Source organism: Chryseobacterium sp. UF-81, assembly GCF_058245105.1.
Genome location: NZ_JBSIBX010000009.1, coordinates 13367 through 37629 on the forward strand (window position 1 = coordinate 13367; position 24263 = coordinate 37629).

19 protein-coding genes are annotated in these 24263 nt (G+C 37.3%); 1 reads left to right on the forward strand and 18 read right to left on the reverse strand.

The window, feature by feature from the left end; translation table 11 throughout:
* Window positions 1-9 precede the first annotated feature (9 nt).
* The 18 genes from AC4IFE_RS13055 to AC4IFE_RS13140 all read right to left on the reverse strand — a co-directional run bounded on the left by AC4IFE_RS13055 (window position 10) and on the right by AC4IFE_RS13140 (window position 21793).
* A complete protein-coding gene (locus tag AC4IFE_RS13055; protein WP_490757620.1) occupies window positions 10-1596 on the reverse strand; it encodes a sulfatase-like hydrolase/transferase in 1587 nt (528 codons plus the stop codon).
* Between the two features lie 339 nt (window positions 1597-1935).
* The gene (locus AC4IFE_RS13060; protein WP_490757621.1) at window positions 1936-2124 is read right to left on the reverse strand and encodes a DUF6496 domain-containing protein; all 189 of its coding nucleotides are present in this window, start codon (window positions 2122-2124) and stop codon (window positions 1936-1938) included.
* An 11-nt stretch (window positions 2125-2135) separates the two neighbouring features.
* Window positions 2136-2609 (reverse strand): hypothetical protein, encoded by a 474-nt coding sequence (locus tag AC4IFE_RS13065; protein ID WP_490757622.1) that lies wholly within the window; start codon window positions 2607-2609, stop codon window positions 2136-2138.
* Between the two features lie 104 nt (window positions 2610-2713).
* Complete coding sequence (locus AC4IFE_RS13070) at window positions 2714-3052, reverse strand: helix-turn-helix domain-containing protein (RefSeq protein ID WP_490757623.1); 339 nt, start codon at window positions 3050-3052, stop codon at window positions 2714-2716.
* Complete coding sequence (locus AC4IFE_RS13075) at window positions 3028-3456, reverse strand: transposase (RefSeq protein WP_490757624.1); 429 nt, start codon at window positions 3454-3456, stop codon at window positions 3028-3030. The genes AC4IFE_RS13070 and AC4IFE_RS13075 overlap by 25 nt, the downstream gene beginning before the upstream one ends.
* A gap of 21 nt (window positions 3457-3477) precedes the next feature.
* Window positions 3478-4119, reverse strand: a complete 642-nt coding sequence (locus tag AC4IFE_RS13080; RefSeq protein ID WP_490757625.1) for a hypothetical protein — start codon at window positions 4117-4119, stop codon at window positions 3478-3480.
* 25 nt (window positions 4120-4144) lie between these two features.
* Window positions 4145-5119 carry a hypothetical protein gene (locus AC4IFE_RS13085; protein ID WP_490757626.1) on the reverse strand — a complete coding sequence of 325 codons (975 nt, stop codon included), beginning with the start codon at window positions 5117-5119 and terminating at the stop codon, window positions 4145-4147.
* Window positions 5120-6057: 938 nt separating this feature from the next.
* On the reverse strand, window positions 6058-8334 hold the full coding sequence (locus AC4IFE_RS13090; RefSeq protein WP_490757627.1) for a phage tail-like protein: 2277 nt from the start codon (window positions 8332-8334) through the stop codon (window positions 6058-6060).
* A 298-nt stretch (window positions 8335-8632) separates the two neighbouring features.
* On the reverse strand, window positions 8633-9154 hold the full coding sequence (locus AC4IFE_RS13095) for a phage tail-like protein (protein WP_490757628.1): 522 nt from the start codon (window positions 9152-9154) through the stop codon (window positions 8633-8635).
* 28 nt (window positions 9155-9182) lie between these two features.
* Window positions 9183-12536: a phage tail-like protein gene (locus AC4IFE_RS13100; protein WP_490757629.1), complete on the reverse strand. Its 3354-nt coding sequence runs from the start codon at window positions 12534-12536 to the stop codon at window positions 9183-9185.
* A 148-nt stretch (window positions 12537-12684) separates the two neighbouring features.
* The gene (locus AC4IFE_RS13105; protein ID WP_490757630.1) at window positions 12685-12816 is read right to left on the reverse strand and encodes a hypothetical protein; all 132 of its coding nucleotides are present in this window, start codon (window positions 12814-12816) and stop codon (window positions 12685-12687) included.
* A gap of 298 nt (window positions 12817-13114) precedes the next feature.
* Window positions 13115-13636, reverse strand: a complete 522-nt coding sequence (locus AC4IFE_RS13110) for a phage tail-like protein (protein WP_490757631.1) — start codon at window positions 13634-13636, stop codon at window positions 13115-13117.
* Window positions 13637-13666: 30 nt separating this feature from the next.
* On the reverse strand, window positions 13667-14656 hold the full coding sequence (locus tag AC4IFE_RS13115) for a phage tail-like protein (protein ID WP_490757632.1): 990 nt from the start codon (window positions 14654-14656) through the stop codon (window positions 13667-13669).
* A gap of 20 nt (window positions 14657-14676) precedes the next feature.
* Entirely contained in the window at window positions 14677-14925 is a 249-nt protein-coding gene (locus AC4IFE_RS13120) for a hypothetical protein (protein ID WP_490757633.1), read from the reverse strand.
* A gap of 342 nt (window positions 14926-15267) precedes the next feature.
* On the reverse strand, window positions 15268-16719 hold the full coding sequence (locus AC4IFE_RS13125) for a tetratricopeptide repeat protein (RefSeq protein ID WP_490757634.1): 1452 nt from the start codon (window positions 16717-16719) through the stop codon (window positions 15268-15270).
* A 648-nt stretch (window positions 16720-17367) separates the two neighbouring features.
* Window positions 17368-18807 carry a LuxR C-terminal-related transcriptional regulator gene (locus AC4IFE_RS13130; protein WP_490757635.1) on the reverse strand — a complete coding sequence of 480 codons (1440 nt, stop codon included), beginning with the start codon at window positions 18805-18807 and terminating at the stop codon, window positions 17368-17370.
* 61 nt (window positions 18808-18868) lie between these two features.
* Entirely contained in the window at window positions 18869-20308 is a 1440-nt protein-coding gene (locus AC4IFE_RS13135) for a tetratricopeptide repeat protein (RefSeq protein WP_490757636.1), read from the reverse strand.
* A gap of 27 nt (window positions 20309-20335) precedes the next feature.
* Window positions 20336-21793 carry a tetratricopeptide repeat protein gene (locus tag AC4IFE_RS13140; protein WP_490757637.1) on the reverse strand — a complete coding sequence of 486 codons (1458 nt, stop codon included), beginning with the start codon at window positions 21791-21793 and terminating at the stop codon, window positions 20336-20338.
* Window positions 21794-22006: 213 nt separating this feature from the next.
* Between AC4IFE_RS13140 and AC4IFE_RS13145 the strand changes: the two genes are divergently transcribed.
* Entirely contained in the window at window positions 22007-24136 is a 2130-nt protein-coding gene (locus AC4IFE_RS13145) for a S9 family peptidase (RefSeq protein ID WP_490757638.1), read from the forward strand.
* Window positions 24137-24263 lie beyond the last annotated feature (127 nt).

Sequence of the window (24263 nt, forward strand, 5' to 3'; positions counted from 1 at the left end):
TTCTGACTTTTAATTATCAGCAGTAATCAACTGGGTTTTTACGGCTCTCCATCCTCGTTTGCGCTGTTCAGAGAGCTTATCTATCAATTCTTTATTTTCAGGATAAACTGCTATGTTAAAATTCTCTTGCGGATCGTTGGTCAGGTCATAAAGTTCCCTGGCTACTAAGTCTTCGGGCTGCTTTTTTTCTTTATTCCAATAATACCACTCTACCAGATGGTAGTTTTTGGTTACCATTGAATATCCCATATAATCTTTCTTCAGTATATCGACACCTTCTCCTGCCGGACGAAGAAACTGGTTGAATGCAGCCTGTTTCCAGGTAATGTTATTTTCATTCAACAGTTTTTTGAAGCTTAATCCTTGTAAATAATCCGGGGTTTCTATGCCTGCAAGATCACATAATGTCGGATAGACATCTACCATTTCAACAAGTTCATTATTTTTATTTCCTGAATTCTTCATTCCCGGGGCATAGACAATAAGCGGTACACGGGTATCATTTAAAAAATTGGTCTGTTTACCCCAGGCGTTATGTTCGCCCAGCTTCCATCCGTGATCTCCCCATAGCACAATAATGGTATTATCCATTAGCTTTTGCTTTTCCAGCTCATCTATTAATCTTCCAATGCACGCATCTATATAGCTTACGGAAGCATAATAACCATGCTTAAGTGTCCTTGCCACATTTTCAGGCATTCTGAACTGGGCAGGAGGCTTCACATATTCGAGATCATAACATGCTGTCATTTCCTTTTGATTATACAGTGCCATGCTTGGCATATTGTATGGAATAAAATCATTATCGGCCAATGGGATTTGTTTAGGATCATACATATCCCAGTATTTTTTAGGAGCTACAAACGGTAAATGTGGCCTGAAATATCCCATAGCCAGAAAGAAAGGTTGCTTTTTATTTTTGATCCTGTTTATAGTTTTGATGGCGAGGGCTGTCTGAGCACCGTCATATAAAGAATCATCCGGACAATTCGCTACTTCTACAGAACGTCCGTAAGCCCATCCGTTAGAATATCTCTTAGGGTTTTTAGCTATTCTTTCTAACCTTTTGGCTGCCAATTCCTTTTTAATGTCGTCATCAAAATAGAAGGATTCGGGATCACGGTCTACCATATCCCTAGTTGTATAGGCTGCGGGACGAAGATCCGGTTCGTCGAAAGAAAGTGAATCCGGCATATAATTATGAAAAATCTTTCCGATAGAAACAGTATGGTAGTTGAACTTCTTAAACTGTTGAGGGATAGTCACTACCTTCGGATGGATCTTACGAAACTCTTCGCCCAGTACCCATACCCTGGTAGAATCCGGCCTTAGCCCCGTTAATGCACTTGCTCTTGAAGGGGCACAAACGGCTACCTGACAATAAGCATTTGTAAATGTCGTTCCTCTCTTTGCCAGCCTGTCAATATTGGGCGTTTTTACAGGGCTGCCATATACTCCCAGCTCTGGTCTTAAATCATCCACAGTAATAAATATAACATTGGGACGACTACTTTTTTTCCCTTGTGCCATACCGGTAATTGGTATAATAAAAAGGATAACACGTAACAAAGTTGTTAAGGATAAAAATTTGAACATATATTAAAATTTTAAAATTTGTTTAATGCTATAATAGCTTCAACAGCTGGATATATAAAGGTTGTATATCTCCATTCTGATGCCTTATTTTTGCTTCCGTGTACCGACCGCTTCAATAAAATACCTCAGGGAATCAATGAATAACCTACTTCCAATTGATTGTTCTATTGGGAAAAATATATAACTGTATACAATATATACATATACGAAGTGGGATTGTATTTGGGAAATCTCTTTTCTTATTATTAAAAGCACCTTACAGGAATGTAAGTAGAACAGTAAGGTGCTTTTTCCTGTATTTGATCTGATTAGATTAATTAACTTTCAGGAACAAGAAAATTAATCTTTCTTCTTTTCAGGCGGTACTTTCAAGCCTTTTTCTCTGGCTTCAGAAACACCTATGGCGACCGCCTGTTTTCTGCTTGTCACTTTTTTCCCGGAAGACGTTTTTAACTTTCCTTCCTTGAATTCGTGCATTACTTTTCCTACTTTGTCCTGAGCTTTTTCTGAATATTTTGTCTTGCTCATGATAATTTTTTTTAAGATTTTGGCAGGGATATCCCTATTTCATAAACTTTTGCATGCTTCAAATATTTTGAACGCTCTCTTGAAGTTACCGATTCAAAATGACCATTTTTAATCACTACGATCGGATCTTCTGCATTTTCTAACTCAAAATTAGCTAAATACCTCTCGTCTGGTGGTGACTGTAGCTGCTTTGCTCTGATTTTTTGTAATTCGTCTGCATATTTTCGGAATCCCGGATCAGATGAATGTATAAATTGATACTCTTCACCTGCATAAACATAATAATGAAGATGTTTTTCAATCAGTCCTGCTTCATCCGATATCTGAGGGTTATCATTGCCGTCTTTAAATTCTACTTCGACCAATAATCCCCCTTTTTTTTGCGCACATTCTTCAGCATCTTTGAAACTTGAAAATCCTGTATATATTACCTGATCATCTAAAACATACCGATTTAATTTTTGGTTGTAGGCATTCGTTTCCATAATTATTATATTAATTTGATTTAACTATTATACATTCAATTTTTTTGCCAATCTATCAAAATAATAATATAAGTAACTGCACTTCGTAACCTCAGGCTAGCTAGTTAAGCATATAATTTTTTCCATTTTGCCACTGTATTCCTGCTAAGTTTAAAATGACTAGCTAATTGGCTATTATTCAAGCCATTTTTTGTCTGATATTTTAATATTTCCCGAATTGCTGAAGGTCTGTAAGATCTGTGCCTTTGATTAAACAAAAGAGCATCCTTGGTGGCATTATCAAATATCATAGTATTGAGCCTTATAATATCCAGGGCAGATAGGCTGGTCTTTTCCAATATAGGTAAACATTTCTCTTTTTTATCCGGATATTTTCTTACAATAATATCATGATAAATACGCCTGTAATCGGGGGTGCTTATTTTTTGTATTTCTCTATCCATTTGTATAGGGTGGTTTTAGGTATTTTATATTCATCCATAATTTGCTGTTTGGTTTTTTCTTCTGTTTCTAATAATTCTAAGATAAAATCAACTAATTCTTTAGTATAGATATTCTTTCTAAATTGAGGGGGTTGAATTGCAGCTGTATTGGAAATAGCATTTTCCTTTACATTGATCTGGGGAGAATACAGAATTAAATGTTGAGAATATATTCTGAAAAAGTCATATCCCAACAGCTTACTCCAGCGTAAAAGAACCTGGCAATCCAGACTTTCCGCGTTATACATTTTTTCTATTTCTTCTTCACTACATTTAAAGAAATTACAGATACGGGGTATTTCTATCCCATATTCTGTAACTCTTTGATTAATGACTGAACCTATATGAATATTTTTAAATTTCATATTTATTGCTTATTTGTTTTTTTATTTTACCTGCAGAACGAGCTTTTCAAGTTCTCCATTCTTCTCCTCCAAAGACTTGATTTTCTTATCAAGCTCTATAACATGCAGATACAATTCCTCAATTTTCTCCATATTGGTAATGGAATTCTGAGTAATATCTACCGTCATATCCTTTTTCTTCACTTCTTCTAAGGATTGATATCCCGGAAGATGCCCTACGGATTCTGCAGCGGTAAGCGGAATATTAGTATAATTGTTTGTATCTGCCAATGGAAATGAGGCTGTAGCTGTTGCCGCCGGAAGCTCCATATACAGATATCTTGTGGGTACCGGAACATAAGTACCCACCGCACCATCATCCTTTATGGCCAATGGCATAATGGTTCCCCCGGAAATTACAGGAAGGTTTTCATACCGTACATTTCCGTTAGTATGCAGTTTGGCGGTAGGGTTAGGTACATTGATCCCTACATTCCCGTTATCCAATACCGTTACCATTTCAGTCCCTGAAGAATTATTGATCTCCAGCGCTTTCGTGGCAGAAGTATTTCCTTTGGAAACAATATCCAGGGTAGCCGAGGGACTGTTTTGATTGATACCTACCTGACCAAACGCAAGTCCGGCCAGTAAGATATTTCCGAGAATGCATATTTTTTTCATCATTGGTGTTTTTTAGAATCATAGGTGCTTAAGGAGTAGATAACTGCTGAACAGAAAAATTCCTGCTTTCCAACAAAGATGCCGGCGCATCAATATGGACATCACCAACAGGCTTATTTGCGAATGCCCAATTCATCGAAAGGTAAACCCTGTCTCCGGCATTCAAATGCACTATACAATTCACATTAATCGGTGTATTTGCTCCAGCATCTACAACTGTGGCCACGATATTTGCCCTGTTACCTCCAATAATATTGCTAATAGCTGTCCCGTTTTTGGTAATATTCAGGTTAATCCCTGACCATCCGGCTGTTCCTGAAGTATTACTTCCACTAGCAAAATAAGCATATCCCTCTATTTTATAAACTCCTGATTCTATTATCTGCCAGTAATCTCCTGCATCATTCCAGACAGCAGAACCTCCCTGGTTCACAATAATATCTCCTACCGAAAAAGGGATGATTTGTGGAGTACCGGCATTAAAGTTAGTAAGGGCTGCTCCGGTCCAAGTCACCGTATCTGTAGCTGCCAATGCCGCTATGGTAGGTGTTGTTTTGTTAATTAAAAGCCCGATTTCCCAGGTAGTTCCTGTTGTAGTTCCTTTGCTTATCAGCATGACATATCCTCCCGGGGTTACAGATACGCTTGCCACTCCTGCACCGGATTGATTATCGATGAGCTCAGATCCACTGGCTGCAATACTAAGAGGAGCAGTTCCGGTGTTTTTAATGTAATAAACCCTTCCAAGTGTATTTCCAGAGGCAGGGGCTGCAGCTGTTGCAGCAGGCAGTGTAAATGTTCCTGCAGAAGATCCGTTAAAAGCCGTATAAAAATCGTTTACTCCAAGTGTCGTGGATGCTGATACATTTTTGTACTGTCCTGCCATAGAGCCGCTTACCGTAAGGGTACTCCCTGGTAAAACTGTATTGATACCTACATTCCCGGTTTGTGCATGCCAAACCCCTGAGAATGCGAATAATGCTATAGCTAGTAAATTTTTCATGACTTATATTATTATTTTAAAAATTAATTTGTCTTAAAATGGTATAGTCCATTAGGTTTATGAACTATACCTACTTCATCATTGTTTGTGGTTTAGAATCGTATTATTTTTATTTTATTATAAATGTCTCAATTATTCTTCTGTACCTTGTTTTCAGTATCAATCTCTACATTACCAAATCGGTTGCAGAAAACTATATAAAAATGCTCTCGTGGCGGATCTTATTGAATTACAATTAAGAGCGTAAAAGCCTTATTTGATACAGAGGTGAAACAAATCTAATAAGTCTGATTAAAAAATATTTTACTGCATCTACACTGCGCGCGCATAAACCCTTATTTTATAACGCAAAACAAAACATATGCAGTGCAAATGCAGTAAAATGTCTTTTTGCTTCAACTACCTTAATGTTACTTGTGTTACCAGACCCGATCCGGCAGTCCTGGAGCTAATTGCTTCCATAGCAATAAAATTGTTATCAGTAATTCTAAATGAATAAGTATGGGAAATCAACATAGAGAATAGACGTAACCAATATATAGGCCTGCAGACCATTTGTAACAGATACGTGTATACTGATCATTAGCTCTGGCTACCGGATATTTTGATTGCATTATTCCAAATGCCGATTGCAAGAAGGCTGCATTCGGGCCGTTTGACTGTAAAAAACTGCCCTGCAGTTCCTCGTATACTGAGTTCATTAGTAATCCGCAGGGAAGCCATTCACATGTAAAGTTTTTTGGCGAGTACTCGTATTAATTCCTACATTCCCGATCAGATAAAAGGCAGCTCCAAAGTACACAAGCCCTAAGAAAGTAATCACTTTTTTCATTTGTGTTTTTTGATTTTCGATTAATCTATTTTTTCACATCCTATCCCATATTAAAAATGATGCAGCTCAATAGGAGCTGCATCATTCATTCTTCTTAAGAAAAATATTATTTTTTCCTTTTTTTCAGTTCTTCAACTTCTTTTCTCAGCTGTGCAATTTCCTGCTGCTGTTCTTTTACCGCATTCACCAGTATTTTGGTAAGGGCACTTTCATCAAGTTCGCGTTTATCTTTTAAACCGCTTTTTTTGCTGTCATCAATAATATTTACCATATACGGAGCTGCTTTTTCCACATCCTGGGCAATAAAGCCTACATATTTTTTGTCCAGATCTTCATATCCGGATTTTTCATTATACCGGTACGTCACAGGAGTAAGCTTATTGATCACATTTAACCCATCTTTAAACTCTTGAATATCTTTTTTTACCCTGCGATCAGAAAAAGTTCCCCAGGATCCCCCACCCGGCTTATCCGCCGATCCGTTTACCGAAAGTGTTGAGGTGGGTGATGTGGTTCCAATCCCGACCAATCCTGAAGATGTAACAGTAACCTTTCCTGTTCCTGAAGTTTTTAAAGTCAAAGGAGTTGCCGTACCTGTTCCGATAGAAAGCCCTGTTGCAGTACCAGCGGAACTAATCTGAGCCACATTACCATTATCTACAATTATATCTAAAGCTGAGCTTCCTGCCCTAAATCCATAAGAGGCTCTGTTAGTTCCGGTGTTTATTATTCGAGAATCTGCAGCACTAGGACTAAAATATATGTTCCCCGCTCCGTCTTCCATAGTAAGTTTATTTCCTGCCATAGTCATGGTTCTGGCCGAAGTGAGTGTACCATCTGAATTATAAATATTACTCATAGTGCCTCCTCCCTTACTAATAACCCATTGGGTTCCGTCATTGTAGTATAAAGCAGGTGATACGTCATTTATTGTTGCTGTATTATATACCATCATTCCCGCAACATGTGATGAAAGAGGCGATGGTGAAGCTGTGGAAGTTAATGCCATTCTCGGAGGTAAAAAACCCTTGTTGCTAGAGACAACATCTAATATGGCATTACCATTTGGCACAGAAGTATTCACTCCTACATTCCCTGTGTTTTTTACTACGAAACGATCGATCATATTGGTGGTACCTGTGCCGCCTGAGGCTACCGGAACATCCCTTGTCTGGATCAGTATGCCGGCAGAATTATTGGTGGCATCCCTGTCTATTCCCGCTATTAAAGCTCCTTCCTGGGCTGTTGGAGTGCCGGAAGGCACAAAAGCAAGATTGGCAAACTGGGAATTACTTGAGTTGAGATTATACATGACAATATTACGGGCCGTGCTTTGCGCGCATGCAAGGCCGCAATTGTTGATTCCCACCTGCAATGCATCGGTAGTATTACCGGGAACAGGGTTTACAATATGGGCAATACCGGTAGGTGAAGCCGTACCCACACCGAATCTGCCTGTACTGCTTGGGCTAAAGATCAGATTACCGGTTGTACTGCCAAAAGTCAGATTACTGGCATTTTGGGTTACCAGCCTGTTACCCGTTAAGGTCCCATCTGAGTTATAAATATTATTAATTGCTAGACCCGAGGCAGGAATGCTTTTCAAAACCCCGGTAGCATCAGCTATTACTACCCTGTCGGCACTTGTTCCGGTAATGGTATTGATATTTCTTATCCTTACATTACCTGTAGCTATATCCAGTTGTTCGGTAGGAAAAACTGTATTAACTCCAACAAGACCGGAAGAAGTAACAGTCACCCTGTCTACTCCGGAAGTCTGAAGTTTCAAAGGGGTTGCTGTACTAGGTCCAATATTAAGTCCTGTTGCAGTACCAGAGGAACTAATCTGAGCAACACTACCATTGTCTATGAACATGTCTAAAGAAGAACTTCCAGCTTTTGCTGAAAATGTACCTCTGTTTGTTCCTGTATTCCTAATAATGGATTCTCCGGAATTATGAACAAATGTAGTATTTGTTCCTCCATTGGCCATAGTAAGCTGATTTCCGGCCATAGTCATAGTTCTAGCCGAGGTAAGGGTACCATCTGAATTGTAAATATTAACCGCCGGCCCACCGGAAGTCCCTTTGCTAAGCACCCACTGTGTCCCATCGTTATAGTATAAGCCCGGTACTACATTGTTGGGAGATGTTCCGGCTGTTGCCGTATTATACACTACCATCCCTGCCACGTGAGCTGAAAGTGGTGATGATGAAGCTGTTGAGGTTAATGCTATTCTTGGAGGTAAAAAACCTCTGTTGGTAGAAACAACATCTAAAACAGCATTAGCATTTGGTGTTGCAGTATTAATCCCTACATTACCAGTCTGAGCAAAAATGGCTCCATAAGAAATAAGCCCTAAAAGGGTAACAATTTTTTTCATGTGTTTTTTTTTTATCTTTAGTTGTGTTTAATTTTTTGTGTCAGGACCTGAAGGTTCTGGTCTGATACAAAAACTCAGGCAAAACTAATGCTCAGATAGCAAAATGCATTCACTGCAAATACACCGCATAATTTTAAATAACTAATAATTAAATAGTTAATTAAATATCGCAGTGTAAATGCAGTGGATGACATCATATCAATTAAATCTTATCTTATCAATAAAATAAACAATTAATCATGTATAATTTTCATTGTGTAATCAGATCTGTTAATTTTTATGGTTTGCATTTTAAGTTTTAAGGCTTCCAGAAAGACCATACTGTCCCATTGAAGATAGCCAGCAGGTGCTTTACATTGTCATAGACGATCATTCCCGGGGCAGGATTGATGATATTGAGATGCGGGCTGTCTGCTTTGGGAAGGATCATGGCTTTATTGGTATCTGTTAATACCAGAATGCCCGGAGTTGTATCTGTTCCGGCATTAGAACCTATAGCTGTCTTTGCAGTAGCCAGCTCTGAAAGCGGATCCTGTAAGGCTGTATTCACTGTTCCTGTAGTATTTATACTCAGATCAAACCAGCTTCCGTTTTTACGGTACTTGATCTTTTTATCGGTAGTGTCAAAGATCATGGTACCATCCACCGCTCCTGATACTGCCCCTGCAGACGTTACCCAAGGCAGCAGTAAGCCTCTTGCTTCGGTATTCCCGAATTCTAAAGAAACAGAGGAATTTGTTACCGAGCTTTTGCCTATAGCCACCTGTGAATAAACACAGGCGGAAATAAAGGCAAATAGGGATATAAATGTTTTTTTCATCTTCTTATTGTTATCAATTAATCTTGTATTAATCCGGGCATGTTTGTGTGCTAAAGCATTTCCAGCTGAAGGTAGCTCCGTTATCTGTAGTGGTATAGATTTTCAGGCAATCCGCTTCTTCATCATACACCATCATACCTTCCACAGGAGTGGTAATGGCATTCACCTGGGCGGTGGTAGGAATCCTGTTTACTACAAATCCTTTGGTTTTGGCTTCCAGTGCTGTCCAGGCTCCTTTTCTGACCATTGGCCAGTTGCCCATGTCTGCCCCTGCTCTTCCTAATGCTGTGATACCAGATTTAGTGTCCAGTACAGTTCCGGCCAGCACTGCAGGCTTATAGCACAAACATCCTGAGCTTATGGAAGCGTTTTGGGAATCACCTATTGCCTGTCCTGCGGCTCCTGCAATAGTAGGAACACCGTTGGCATCAACACATGAAGAACCTGCACATAAATTCTGATTAGAAGCCGTAGATCCTGTTCCTACAGAAAGACTGCTTGCCGCAGTTACTAATTGTGAGGTTACAATATTAGCCGCTCCTTCCAGTGCATCAACACATCCGTCATTATCAGAATCCAGATCAAGCTGATTGGGGGTGCCATCTGCATCAGTGTCTTGTGTAGTACATGTTTCAAACCCGCCTAAAAACACATCAAAACCATAAGCCCAGACATCTGCAGCTATTCTTTCATAATTAGTATCAATAATACTACCATTACTGCCGAAGTTTGTGGCAATATCGTTGAAAGCCGTGGCATCTGGGAGAAGTACAATTTTCCTGTCTGCATCGCGGATGAAAACAGCTTTCCCGTTAGCATCAACCATTGCAGTTTCATAGGTTCTTGTCAGAGAAGCAATTGTCATCTGCACTGTACCCGATTGGGTGAAAGTATTTTGAGGCCAGTATCCATTGGTAAAAACAGCATCACCGATAAGCCCGTAAGGAACATCTGTGTTTAAATTATCTGCAGTGATCTGGTATCCGTAATCATTCGCATTGTTCTGCATTACAATCACACCTTTGTTATTATTGTCAGACCATGATAATATTCTGGTATTCACCGCTGTTGAAAGCTTGTCTGCAGAAGTCTGGGCATCATTTGTAGATGAACCGACATAAAAGATATCTATATTGTCCGCTAATAATTGAGCTTCGGTAATCGCAGCTTCAGTAGCATATGGAACAAAAGTGATCCCCGGAAATTTGTTATAGGTTCCTGTAGGTCCGAAATTAGCCGTATTGCTCAGCATATTCATCGTAAAACCAGTTCTTCCAAGAGTTGTATTTAAATATCCTATTCTAAGGTTTCTGGTCAATCCACTGCAGGTATTCCCCTCATTCGTATCCAAAATACCGTCATTATCATCATCCAGATCCGCAGCATCCGGCAGAATATCCCCGTCACTGTCCAGGCATTTTCTGATCGTAGCATCTAATGCCTGAGGATCATAGGTACTCAGGTAATTCGGGATTCCGTTGGTATTGGCATCTACAATATCTGCTAACCCATCACTGTTGGTATCCGTTGCCGTACCCGCCAGTGAAGTAAAGGCAAAGTTAGGAGTTAAGGAAGTTGTTGCTCCGGCTTCTAAAGCATCACTACAGGTATCCCCATCCGAATTTAAATCCAGATGATTGGGAGTACCGTCTCCATCCGTATCCAGTGTGCTGCATTGAGGCGCAACAAACCTGTCAAAAAAATACGTCCAGGTGTCTGCAATGGCCTTTTGATCATCGGTCGTCGGAGTGATCATACCCGATTCTGCATTATAGATAGTGGCATCGGGAAAAATTAATAAATTATACTCCCGGTCTGTAATCACCACAGGTCTGAGATTCGCATCCGTCATCAAAATATCGAACTGCCTTGTACTGGACTGGATCGTCATCTGAACACTTCCTGACTGATTCAAAGCTGGTGTTGGCCAATATCCGTTTGTATAGGTATTCGTTCCTATTGTTCCCGAGGGAGTGTTTGGGTTTACGTTGTTATTTGTAATGGTATAGCCATAATCTATGGCATTATTCTGAAGAGCGAATATAGATTTATTATTATTCTTTGCCCAATTGATCAGGATGGTATTAAGTGCTGTAGAAACTTTATCTGTACTAACATATGGAGGTGCGTTAGCAGAAGATCCTACAAAAAATACATCTACATTATTAGCCAGTAAGCTAGCTTCGGTGATACTGGCTTCTGTGGCAAAAGGAACCAGAGTAATCCCTGTGGTCTTATTATAGGTTCCATAGGGACCAAAGTTGTTAAGGTTTAAAAGCATATTGGAAGCCAGACCGTCATCTCCTGCACCACTTGCTAAATACCCTACCCTGATGTTCCTGTTTATTCTTCCGCAGAAGTCTCCTTCGGTGGTATCCGGTACTCCGTCATTATCATCATCTATATCAATAGGGTTGGGAACTCCGTCATTATCTGTATCGGTACACAGGTTCTGATTAGAATTGCTGGCATATTTTGCATAGGTTGAAACATAAGAAACCTGTCCGCTGTCTGCACTGGTTTCTACTGAATTGGCCAAACCGTTCGTTCCATAAGGAGCAGGTAGAACACTGACTGTTTTATTCGAAGTCGCTCCTGCTTCATAAGCATCCGGGCAGCCATCTCCGTCACTGTCGGTATCCAAATGGTTAGGAGTTCCGTCTCCATCGGTATCAACACTGCAAATTCCGGATTTCGGGTGCGCTGAAGGGATATAGACCGTAGTTGTGGAAAGCAGGGATGTGATCTCATGTATAGCAGCCGTACCCGCTGTGACCGAGGTTGCATTACCTGCAGAAACAGTTCCTATATACCTGATCTGGTAATATAGATAAGGTGTTGTTGAGGTATTGGTAAAGACGGGATTTGTACCTGATATACTGATCCCTGCACCTGTCGTAAGAAGGGTAAACGTAGAACCGTCATTTGAGCCATATAATTTGGCAAAACCACTGGCAGCCATTCCACTGGCAGCCTGGGTAACGGACAATGATTTCAGAACGACCGGAGTTGGGTACTGAACCGTAAAGATTCCTGATCCCGAAGTAATCGTTTGTAATGCCGCAAAATTATAAGCAGTAACGGTAGTTCCATCATTGGTATTGTCATTATATAGTAACGGAATATCACTTCCTGCTGCAGGATCCCCGACTCCTCCATTTAATGTTGAAATAACAGAAGCAATCCTGTTGGCTTCGTATACGGTATAGAAGCAGTCCGGTGATTCTTCTGCATCCGGGATACCATCGTTATCGTCATCCAGATCAATGACATTTGTAATGCCATCACCATCTGAGTCCTGGGCTTTTACTATATGGGTTCCTGTTGACAGAAATAAACATATAGAAAAAAATTTAATTAAAAAACTTAAACTTTTCATCATCTTTATTTGTTATCTTTAATTTGTTTTTAAATACTTATTAATATTTGATAGCTGTAGAAGTAGTTCACATGTTTGCCATACCCAGATGAGGATAATAAAACCACCTGAAGTTCTCGCAATTCTGACTATTGATGCTGATTCCTCCAAATCAAGTCAATTGCAAATAATCGTTAACATATAAGGTTTTTTGCATAGGGATAGTATTAATCCCTACGTTACCAGTTTGAGAATAAAGAGCTTCATAAGAAATAAGCCCTAAAAGGGTAACAATTTTTTTCATGTGTTTTTTTTATCCTTAATTGTGTTTAATTTTTTGTGTCAGGACCTGAAGGTTCTGATATGATACAAAAATTCGTACAAAACTAATGTTCAGATAGTAAAATACATCCACTGCAAATACATCGCATAATTTTAAATAACTAATAATTAAATAGTTAATTAAATATCGCGGTGTAAATGCAGTGGATGACATCATATCAATTAAATCTTATATTATCAATAAAATAAACGATTAATAATGTATAATTTTTCATTGTGTAATTAGAATCTGTTAATTTTTATGGTTTGCATTTTAAGTTTTAAGGCTTCCAGAAAGACCATACTGTCCCATTGAAGACAGCCAGCTGGTGCTTTATATTGTCATAAACCATCATTCCCGGGGCAGGATTGATAATATTGAGATGCGGACTGTCTGCCTTGGGAAGGATCATGGCTTTATTGGTATCAGTTAATACCAGAATGCCCGGAGTTGGATCTGTTCCTGCATTGGGTCCTATAGCGGTCTTTGCAGCAGTCTGCTCCGAAAGAGGATCCTGTAAGGCTGTATTCACTGTTCCTGTAGTATCTACACTCAGGTCAAACCAGTTCCCGTTTTTCCTGTATTTTATTTTTTTATCAGTCGTATCATAGATCATTGTACCGTCCACTGCTCCTGATACCGCCCCTGCAGAGGTTACCCGGGGCAGCAGCAATCCTCTGGCTTCGGTATTTCCGAATTCTAAAGAAACTGAGGAATTTGTTACTGAGCTTTTGCCTATCGCCACCTGTGAATAAACACAGGCGGAAATAAAGGCAAATAGGGATATAAATATTTTTTTCATCTTTTTATTGTGTTATCAATTAATCTTGTATTAATCCGGACAGGTTTGGGTGTTAAAGCATTGCCAGCTGAAAGTAGCACCGTTATCTGTAGTCGTATAGATTTTCAGGCAATCCGCTTCTTCATCGTATACCATCATCCCTTCTACAGGATTGGCAATTGCAATGACCTGCGCTGTGGTAGGAATCCTGTTCACTACAAACCCTTTGGTTTTAGCCTCAAGGGCTGTCCAGGCTCCTTTGCGAACCATTGGCCAGTTGCCGGAATTTACCCCGGCCCGGCCTAATGCCGTTATCCCATGCTTGATATCTAAAACAGTTCCAACAGTTGCCGCCGGTTTATAGCAGGAGGGAAGGAGACATCCTGAACTTACAGAAGCATTTTGGGAATCACCAATACCCTGACCAGCATCGCTACCCATATCAGCTGCGCCTCCCGGGTTAACTAAATTAGGAACCCCCATAGTGAGACTGCTAGCACTTGACCCCACCCCTCCGGTTGAAATTGTATTAATACTTCCATCAGGATTTAGCTGAGCAGAGGTAACATTTTCATCTCCTTCCAGCGCATCATAACAACCATCCGCATCAGAATCCAGGTCCAGGTGGTTGGGAGAACCATCTCCGTCTGCATCACAGATCTTTTTACCAAAAAATTCGAGAGCTGTTGTATCACCTGCCATTCCTGTACTTGTAACCTCAAACGAAGATACCATTGTGCTTCCGGTACCTTGCAGACCTATGAATAGATTACCATTATACGTAGCGACTCCAGTCATTGTATTATAACTCATATAACTGGAAGAAGATGGTATTGGAACCAGTGTATTATTAGGAGCTGCATTATTTATCCTGATTGTATAACCTCGAGAATTGGTATTTAAAGGGTATGGACTCAGCGTTAAAGATATCGCGATTTCACTTACAGGAACTGGATTGCTGAAGGTAACTCTAAAAGTAAGTTGTCCACTAGGGGATAGATATTCTCTTCTGTTAGAAAAAATAAATCTGTTTTGATACATATTATATGTAAACCCAAAACTTAATATAGACTATTGGTAGTGACCGAAGCATTAGAGGCAGTCTGGCCAATCCAAACTCCCGATGAATTTTGAGAGAGAAAAGGACAATCTTCAATCGCATCACGAATACCATCATTATCATCATCCTGATCATTAGTATTTACTATACCATCGCCATCTGAATCCTGTGCTTTCATTATACCTGTCCCTGCCGAGAGAAATAAGCATATCATAAAGAAATTAACTATGCCTTTCATTTTTTTCATCATTTAACTGTTTTTTTAATGTTTAGGTCTCTTTCATATAGCCAAATATCATTACATTGTCGGAAAGAAGAAATTTCTCCTGAAAGGAGGTAATACTGTTTTAAATCATCCGCAACCGGATAAACATTTTTTCTCATTTGTGTATTTTTTTTAAATTCTTAGTTTCTCTATAATGTGTCAGTACCCAAATATGCATTCTGTAGGACAAAAAAGAGGGTGCAAAATTAGAAAAGTTTTTAAAAAAAAACATGTACTTCAGTTACGACCCATAATAATAAACAATTGAATATCAATAAATTAAATAAAAAAAAAGCATTGATAATGCAGTGAGGATATCACACTCAATCAACTTAACCACATAATCCAGCTATTGAAATTAACACCTTCGGAAAGACCCATTTTTTTACGGAGCCTGTATTTTCTTGATTCTACAGTATGAATGGATATATTACTATATTGTGCAATTTCTTTATTGGAAAAGCCAAGTTTTACCATCGCACAAAACTCAGCCTCTTTCATTGTAAGGTGCGGATACTGGCTAATAAGATGATTATAGAATTCAGGATAAGTTTCTTTAAAGGTTTTAAAAAATGAAGGATCTCCTTTTATGGCAAGTTGTACTATTTTTTCAGAAGTAATCTCCAGTTTTCTTTTTATGGTATTATTTTCCCGTTCTTTCTGAAGAATCATCCTATTTTTTTGCTTTTGCTTTATTTTATTCTGAACGAGAAAAAATGTTATTGCCGTGATACCCGCCAGAGAAATCCCGATAATGAGATAATAAAGGGATTTTTTATTTTTTTCTTCGCCTTCTTCCTGTTCTTTAAGAAACTTGTCTATTGTTATATTCAGATTGCTTTTTGTAATCCGGATCAGACTGTCATTCAGTACGGCGTACTTTGCCAGGTATTCAGTTTCTCTTTCTATATCATTCATGTTTTTATAGGCTTCCGCAATACACCTGTATGCCTCCAGGCTCCTTGTCCTGAGCTTCATTTTTTTTGCAATCGCTAAAGATTGGAAAAGGTATTCCAATGCTTTTTCATTTTCATTTTTAGCAATATACAATTCCCCAAATGCCCGTAATACATTGGCCTTCCCTTCTTCAGAAACGACTTTCTTGGTAAGCAAAAGGTTATTGGCTTTATCAATGTAATATTCCGCAGAATCAATATTTTTAGCTTTCATATGCCTTTCTGCAATGTCTATATAAAGCATGGGCATTGGAGACTTCATACATTTCCTTTCATTACTGTAAACAGAATCCATGATATTCAGAAAACTGAAACCTGATCTTTTCCAGTCATACACCTGATATATTCTCCACTGCCGTTCTTTCTCATTTTTTATTTTATAGGCAAATTCTAACGATTTGTCAAAACTTTTAATGGCCTGCTTATACAACCCCAAATGATAGTAATTCCTTCCACAGAGATGCTCCAATCGTGCTTTCAGCTCATTGTCATTAAGTGTTTTAAGTTTTTTATCTGCAATTTCCAAAACACGCACGCTTTCTTCATATTTGCCCAGTGCTAACAATATGGTCACTATATTAAGGCAGCCTCTTACTTCACCTTTAACATAGTTTAATTCCCGGGAATAATCCACTAAATACTGCTCCTGAATAAAATTTTTTTCAAGATTTCCTGCCTGTGTCAATTTTCTGTACTCTTCTGTCTGTAAGCTGTCAATTTCACGAATCGTATAAGCCTGAGCATTCAAGAGTAAAGCCAGAAATACAGTAATAAAAATGGATACTCTGTATATAACGAATTGCGAATTTTTAATCATCAGCATTCTAGTAATTTTAATTGAATTTTTCTTTATAATCTATAAGATTAATAAGTTATCATAATGCTATATCCAGCTATTACAATCAATATCAGACGCCAGTTTCAATTTTTTCACAACCTGTATTTTTTTGATTCTACAGTATGGATGACACATTATCGTAGTGTGTAATTTCTTTATTAGAAAAATTAAGCTTTATCATTGCAAGAACTTCATGTCATTTGCTGTGAAGGTGGGATATCGGGAAATAAGATTATTATAAAATTCAGGATAGACTTCCTTAAATTTTAACATCAGCAACGGGTTATCATTTTTTATAGACAGCTGAACGAACTCTTCATAGGCATAATCCGGTTTTTTCTTGAAGGTATCGGTTTCAAAATTCTTTTGTCTGCAGGCTGTTAATTTTAATAGTTGTATTACCCGGAAACAAGGAACAATAAAAACAGAATATTTTTTAAAATACTTAGTGATATGAGCAAGTGTCTATACCCAATTATACATTTCATAAGAAGGACAAAAATCTGAGAACAAAACTAGAAAAGTTTAAAAAAAAATATGCACCGCATATACGGTGCATAATTATAAATAATTGAATTAAAGTAAATTGAATTTAAAAAAACATTGGGAATGCAGTGCGGATACTCTGCTAAATCAACCCAGTCCCATAATCCATTTATTAAAATTAGCGTCTTCGGAAAGGCCCATTTTTTTGCGGAGCCTGTATTTTCTTGATTCTACGGTATGAATGGATATATTACTATACTGTGCAATTTCTTTATTGGAAAAGCCAAGTTTTACCATCGCACAAAACTCAGCATCTTTCATTGTAAGGTGCGGATACTCGCTAATAAGATGATTATAGAATTCAGGATAAGCTTCTTTAAAGGTTTTAAAAAATGAAGGATCTCCTTTTATGGCAAGCTGTACTATTTTTTCAGAAACAGTATCCAGTTTTCTTTTTATGGTATTATTTTCCCATTCTTTTTGAAGAATCAGCCTGTTTTTTTGCTTTTGCTTTCTTTTATTCTGAACGAGAAAAAATGTTATTGCTGTAATGCCTGCCAGAAAAATCCAAGTAATAAGATAATAAAGGTTTTTTTTATGTTTTTCTTCACTTTCTTCCTGTTCTTTAAGAAATTTTTCTACCGGTATATTCAGATTACTCTTTTTTATGTACGTAATACTATCACTCAATGTGACATATTTTATCAGATATTCATTTTCTTTTTCTATATCATTCATATTTTTGTATGCCTTAGCAATATAATTATATGCCTCTAAGGTTCTAGTTTTGTAATCCATTTTTTTAGCTATCGCTAATGACCGGAAGAGATAATCCAGAGCTTTTTCATTTTCATTCTTAGCAATATATAATTCCCCCAAGGCCCGTAGCACATTAGCTTTTCCTTCTTCATATTCTACTTTCTTCGTAAGATCATTGGCCTTATAGATGTAATATTCTGCAGAATCAACATCACCGGCTTTTAAATGCCTTTCAGCTATATCTATGTAAAGTATAGGCGCGGGAGACTGCATGCACTTCCGCTCATAGCTGTATACAGAATCTATCATATTCAATCCCATGAAGCATGACCGTTTCCAATTATAAGTATCATACATACGAGATGCTTTAACCTTTTTATCTCTAAGTTTAACAACATACTGTAAAGATTTATTAAAGTTGTCAATTGCCTGTTGGTATAATCCTAAAAGGCAATAATTCCTACCATAAAGGTGATACAATACAGTATTTAGGTCGTCGTCTTTAATTCTTTTAAGCTTTTTATCTGCCATTTCCAGAAAACGCATACTTTCTTCATATCTTTCCATTCCTGTTATCATTATTGACATATTAAGATATCCCATCACCTCTCCTTTGTCATAATGCAGCTTCCGCGAACTGTTTATTGCATTTTGTTCCAGAATAAAAGCTTTTTTAACCTCTCCCGCCCGAAGTAGTTTGTCGAATCCTTCTGACTGCAGACTATCAATTTCAGGAACTGTATAAGCCTGAGCATCCAACAGTAAAGCCAGAAATACAGTGATAAAAATGGATACTTTGCGTATAACGAATTGCGAATTTTTAATCATCAATGTTCTTATAAAGGTTAACCGGGCTTTTGTTTATACCCCATAAATATTAAATAAATGATTATAATGACATGATCCACCCATTAAAATCAGTATCTGCTGCAAGATTTAATTTTTTCCGCAACCTGTATTTTTTTGATTCTACGGTACGGATAGACATATTATCATACTGTGCAATTTCTTTATTGGAAAAATTAAGTTTTACCATGGCACAGAATTTTATATCATTCTCCGTAAGATTAGGATGTTTAGAAATAAGATGACGATAAAATTCAGGATAAACATCTTTAAATTTTGACATGAATAACGGATCTCTCCTGATAACCAGCTGCGCTACTTCTTCATACACAGCATCCAGCTTTTTTCTGAGTTTATGGGTCTCAAGATCAGTCTGGCTTAGCTGAGCGTCTTTTTGTTTCTGGTTTTTTTCATATACATTAAAAAGAATAAGAATAGCTGCGGCGCTTGCTAAAATAATTGCTATAATAATATAGTAAAGCTTATTCTTATTTTCCTGTTCATTTTCTGTAGACTCATTCAGGAATTTTTGTATGGACATATTGAGAATGCTTTTGTCCACCTGAGTAATACTGTCATCTAATTTTGTATATTTTTCCAGGTACTCATTTTCCTTCTCAACATCATTTATATTTTTATAAGCCAGAGAAATAAGCTTATAGGATCCAAGATCTCTTCTTCTGTTTCCCATTTTTTTAGTAATTGCCAATGACGCAAAAAGAGCCTTCAGTGCTTTTTCATTTTCTCCTTTAGCAATATATAATTTACCGAAAGCCCGGAGTACATTGCCTTTTCCTTCTATCAAATCATTATCTGCCAATACAAGACTATTGGCTTTGTTTACATAATATTCAGCAGAATCAATATTTTTAGCCTTCAAATGCCTTTCCGCAATATCTATATAAAGCACGGGTTTGGGAAACTTCATACATTTTTTTTCATTGCTGTAAACAGAATCCATCATATTCAGAAAACTGAAGCTTGACCTTTTCCAATCATAAACATCATATATTCTTCTCTGTCGCTCTTTTTTGTTCTTTATTTTTAAGGCAATTTGAAATGACTTGTCAAAACTTTTAATAGCCTGTTTATGTAATCCCAGAAAGTAATAATTCCGTCCATAGAGATGCTCCAGCCGTGCTTTCAGCTCGTTGTCATCAATTTTTTTAAGTTTTTTGTCTGCGATATCGAGAAAGTAAAAACTTTCTTTATTTCTTGTCATTGCACATAGTGCATTGGCCATATTAAGATATCCTGTTATTTCTCCTTTCGTGTAATTGAGCTTCTGACAATTTGCAATCAGTTTCTGTTCCTTCAGGATTATCTCTTTGTAATTACCCCGTTTCAGCAATATTTTAAATTCTTTCTTCTGCAAACTGTCAATTGCAGCTGTATTAGCTAATCCTACCTGTGCATCATGGTATGAAAAAAATAATAAAAGGAAACAACAAAATATTTTTTTTAAGCCGTAAAATTGAGCCATTTTATACAATGTATTTATAAATTACTACTATGCTAATGAAGCTATCCATTTGTTCAGATCAATATCAGAAGGAAGATTCATCTTTTTTCGCAACCTGTATTTTTTTGATTCTACCGTACGTATGGACATATTCCCATATTCTGCAATTTCTTTATTGGAAAAATTAAGCTTTACGAAGGCGCAAAATTTCAAGTCACCAGGAGTCAGATCGGGATACTGCCGGGCCAGGCTATGATAAAACTCAGAATAGGTTTCTTTAAATTTGATAATGAATAAGGGATCCTTGTTGATGGCAAGCTGTATTATATTTTCCAAGACGTCGTCTAATTTCTTCTTGAGAATATCTGTTTCTGCCTCTTTTTGTACAATAAGTGTATCCTTCCGCTTTTGTTTTTTTCTATATGTACGGAAAATAATCAAAATAATGACCAGACAGATCAAAATAATCCCGATAATCAAATAGTAAAGGTTTTTTTTACTGTTTTTCTGAGCCTCAGCATGTTCTTTCAAAAGATTTTCTATAGGGATCATCAAAACACTTTTGTCAGCCGCATTGAGACTATCGTTCAGTAAGGTGTACTTTTTCAGATATTCATTCTCTTTTTCAATATTGTTCATCTTTCTGTAGGTCTCAAAGATAACCTTATAAGTATCCCGGGTTACTTTTACAAAGCCTGCTTTACGAGTGATTTCCAATGATTTATAAAGATATTGAATCGCTTTTTCGTATTCTTTTTTTTCTGTATATAATTTTCCGAAAGTTCTAAAAACAACAGCTTTTTGTCTAACAGGGCATTTATTACATAATGCTATTGCTTTCGTCAAATAATATTCCGCTGAATCTATTTTCTTACTGTATAAGTTCCTTTCGGCAATTCCTGCATAAAACTCAGGATCAGGTGAAAGCGCCAAAGCCATACGCTCCATCTTAAATACAGAATCGTTAATCTGCATTTTGCTAAAATTCCTTTTTTTCCATGAATAGATAAGAAATAACAGCTTCTCCCTTTCTTGTTTATTGCCAATATGACGTGCTGAACCCTCAGCCTTATTCAAAATCGTATTAGACTGCTTATGCAAGTCTAATATCGTATAATTTTTGCTATAAATAATATTGAGCTTCGTCTCTAATACAGGATCATTGTAGTTTTTTAATTTCTGGCTCGCAATTTCAAGAAAGCTCAGACTTTCCTTATTCCTGTTAAGTACAAATAATGAGTTGGCAATATTGAGATATCCTGTAATGACCCCTTTAATATAATGGAGTTCTTCAGATTTTCTGATCAATTTCTGTTCCTGTAAGACAATGCCCTTAAAATCTCCTATTTCTTTTAATCTTTCATATTCTTTTTTCTGCAGGCTGTCAATTTCAGCAGCTTCAGTACCAACCTGTGCGAAGTGGTATGAAAAGATCAATAAAAAGAAAAAGCAAAGCTTCTTCCCAAAGTTATAATGCGGAACCATAACCATTTTGTGTTTATACAAAAGTAAATAATTTCTGCGTTCACACAACAATCAATTAAATAAAAAAAAATAATTATTTTCGAGACAAACAACAAAAATATTCATTAAAATTACAATATTCACAAATATTTGACATATAATATAGAATATTTATTTTCATAATATATAATATTTACGGCACTTGACACATCTATTCACAATATTTTATATCTTTGGATTTCTTTTATAATCAAAATGAAAAAATTCTTATTAACTCTTACTATTGCCGTAGCATTTCATAATGTATCGGCACAGGAAATCACTTTAAATAAAATATATTCAGGATATTATCGTGGAAAAGGGATTTCCGGTATAACATCCATGAAGAACGGAGAAAATTATCTGGTCATTGAACCTACAGGAATTGCCAAATATTCTTACAAAACTTCACAAAAGGAAGGCAACATTGTTGATGGTAAATTTGAGAGTTATGAATTCTCCGATGATGAATCAAAGATTCTTCTTTTGACAGAAAGCCTGCCAATTTACAGACATTCTTTCCTTGGAAAGTTTGAGGTGAAAGATTTGAAATCGGGGAAAACGATTAATCTGAATGAGGGTAAAGCAGTACAGGAACCCAGATTTTCTCCTGACGCCACTAAAGTAGCATTTATTGTTGAAAATAATTTATTCTACCAGGATCTGAGTTCAGGAAAAATTACCCAGATTACGAATGATGGCAAGAAAAACTCGATTATCAACGGATTGGCAGACTGGGTATATGAAGAAGAATTCGGGCATGCAAGACAGTATGAATGGACAAAAAATTCAGATGCCATTGTATTTGTAAAATCCGATGAAAGCCAGGTTCCGGAGATCTATATTCCGATCTATGGAAAAAAACTTTATCCGGAAGAAATGCGTTATAAATATCCTAAAGCAGGAGAAAAAAATTCTATAGTTTCTGCCCAGCTGTACCGTCTTGATACAGGAAAAACAATGCCTATCAATTTAAGTTCGTTTAAAAACTATTATATTCCGAACATTATCCAAACGGCTAAACCTGATGAAATTGTTCTCGTTACTTCTGAAAGAATTCAGAATGCTTCAGATATTTTAAAGGTCAATACCAAAACCGGAGCCGTTCAAAAGCTATTCACAGAAACCGATGACAAATGGATTGAGACAGCCGATTCTACCCTGGAATTCCTGGAAGATGATTCTTTCCTTTGGGCATCCGAAAGAGACGGAAACCGTCATTTGTACTGGTATGACAAGGATGGAAAGCTTAAAAAGCAGGTAACAAAAGGAAACTGGGAAGTAACCGACTACTACGGATTCAATCCAAAATCTAAAGAAATCTATGTTCAGACCACTGAAAAAGGAAGTATTAATAAAGTAGTTTCCAAAGTTAATATTGAAAACGGAAAGTCACAGCTGATCTCTAATGCGGAAGGAAACAATTCTGCCAGTTTCAGCAAAAACTACAGTTATTTCATTGAAACATCTTCTTCGGTGTCAAAACCTTACACGTATGTTTTAAAAGACGGAAACGGTAAAACGGTAAAAGAGCTGCAGAACAATAATGACCAACTGCAGAAATTAAAGGCAGATAATTTTGTAGAAAAGGAATTCATTACGATTCCAAACGATGCAGGTGACCAGATGAATGCATGGATCATGAAACCTAAAAATTTTGATCCCAATAAAAAATATCCACTGTTTATGTTCCAGTACTCCGGCCCTGGATCGCAGCAGGTTGCCAATTCATGGGACAATGGAAATGCCTTATGGTTCAACCATCTGGTACAGAAAGGCTATATCGTTGCCTGTGTAGACGGTCGTGGAACGGGTTACAAAGGGACTAAGTTCAAAAAAGTTACCTATATGAATTTAGGAAAATATGAAATTGAAGATCAGATCACCGCGGCAAAATGGTTCGGAAACCAGTCTTATATTGACAAAACAAGAATCGGGATGTTCGGATGGAGCTTTGGAGGCTATATGACCAGCCTGGCCATGACCAAGGGAGCCGATGTCTTCAAGGCCGGAATTGCCGTAGCCCCGGTAACAAACTGGAGATATTATGATTCTGTATATACCGAAAGATATATGAGAACCCCTCAGGAAAATCCTGATGGATATGATAAAAATTCTCCAACGGAATACGCCAGTCTGTTGAAGGGTAAATTTCTATTGATCCACGGAACAGCTGATGACAACGTTCATTTCCAGAATTCTATGGAATTCTCTGAAGCTTTGATCCAGAACAAAAAACAGTTTGAGTTTATGGCTTATCCGGATAAAAAACACGGAATTAATGGTGGCCAGACAAGACCGCAACTGTACCAGAAAATGACAGATTTCATTTTGAATAATTTATAATTTCCTTAAATAAATTTTTAAAGCCTCTCAATGTTCTTTTGAGAGGTTTTTTACATTTATTTCATTAATCATTTCTGCAGAGATTATTTATTTTATCAATTGAAATTAAAAACTTATTTTTGGGAAA

What these genes read in the sequence shown, in the direction of transcription:
- AC4IFE_RS13105 (WP_490757630.1), bottom strand. Translation starts at nt 12,816, where the DNA reads ATGAAAAAAATTGTTACCCTTTTAGGGCTTATTTCTTATGAAGCTCTT.
- AC4IFE_RS13145 (WP_490757638.1), top strand. Translation starts at nt 22,007, where the DNA reads ATGAAAAAATTCTTATTAACTCTTACTATTGCCGTAGCATTTCATAAT.
- AC4IFE_RS13125 (WP_490757634.1), bottom strand. Translation starts at nt 16,719, where the DNA reads ATGCTGATGATTAAAAATTCGCAATTCGTTATATACAGAGTATCCATT.
- AC4IFE_RS13110 (WP_490757631.1), bottom strand. Translation starts at nt 13,636, where the DNA reads ATGAAAAAAATATTTATATCCCTATTTGCCTTTATTTCCGCCTGTGTT.
- AC4IFE_RS13135 (WP_490757636.1), bottom strand. Translation starts at nt 20,308, where the DNA reads ATGGCTCAATTTTACGGCTTAAAAAAAATATTTTGTTGTTTCCTTTTA.
- AC4IFE_RS13060 (WP_490757621.1), bottom strand. Translation starts at nt 2,124, where the DNA reads ATGAGCAAGACAAAATATTCAGAAAAAGCTCAGGACAAAGTAGGAAAA.
- AC4IFE_RS13130 (WP_490757635.1), bottom strand. Translation starts at nt 18,807, where the DNA reads ATGATTAAAAATTCGCAATTCGTTATACGCAAAGTATCCATTTTTATC.
- AC4IFE_RS13080 (WP_490757625.1), bottom strand. Translation starts at nt 4,119, where the DNA reads ATGATGAAAAAAATATGCATTCTCGGAAATATCTTACTGGCCGGACTT.
- AC4IFE_RS13115 (WP_490757632.1), bottom strand. Translation starts at nt 14,656, where the DNA reads ATGTATCAAAACAGATTTATTTTTTCTAACAGAAGAGAATATCTATCC.
- AC4IFE_RS13095 (WP_490757628.1), bottom strand. Translation starts at nt 9,154, where the DNA reads ATGAAAAAAACATTTATATCCCTATTTGCCTTTATTTCCGCCTGTGTT.
- AC4IFE_RS13085 (WP_490757626.1), bottom strand. Translation starts at nt 5,119, where the DNA reads ATGAAAAATTTACTAGCTATAGCATTATTCGCATTCTCAGGGGTTTGG.
- AC4IFE_RS13100 (WP_490757629.1), bottom strand. Translation starts at nt 12,536, where the DNA reads ATGATGAAAAGTTTAAGTTTTTTAATTAAATTTTTTTCTATATGTTTA.
- AC4IFE_RS13065 (WP_490757622.1), bottom strand. Translation starts at nt 2,609, where the DNA reads ATGGAAACGAATGCCTACAACCAAAAATTAAATCGGTATGTTTTAGAT.
- AC4IFE_RS13090 (WP_490757627.1), bottom strand. Translation starts at nt 8,334, where the DNA reads ATGAAAAAAATTGTTACCCTTTTAGGGCTTATTTCTTATGGAGCCATT.
- AC4IFE_RS13055 (WP_490757620.1), bottom strand. Translation starts at nt 1,596, where the DNA reads ATGTTCAAATTTTTATCCTTAACAACTTTGTTACGTGTTATCCTTTTT.
- AC4IFE_RS13120 (WP_490757633.1), bottom strand. Translation starts at nt 14,925, where the DNA reads ATGATGAAAAAAATGAAAGGCATAGTTAATTTCTTTATGATATGCTTA.
- AC4IFE_RS13075 (WP_490757624.1), bottom strand. Translation starts at nt 3,456, where the DNA reads ATGAAATTTAAAAATATTCATATAGGTTCAGTCATTAATCAAAGAGTT.
- AC4IFE_RS13070 (WP_490757623.1), bottom strand. Translation starts at nt 3,052, where the DNA reads ATGGATAGAGAAATACAAAAAATAAGCACCCCCGATTACAGGCGTATT.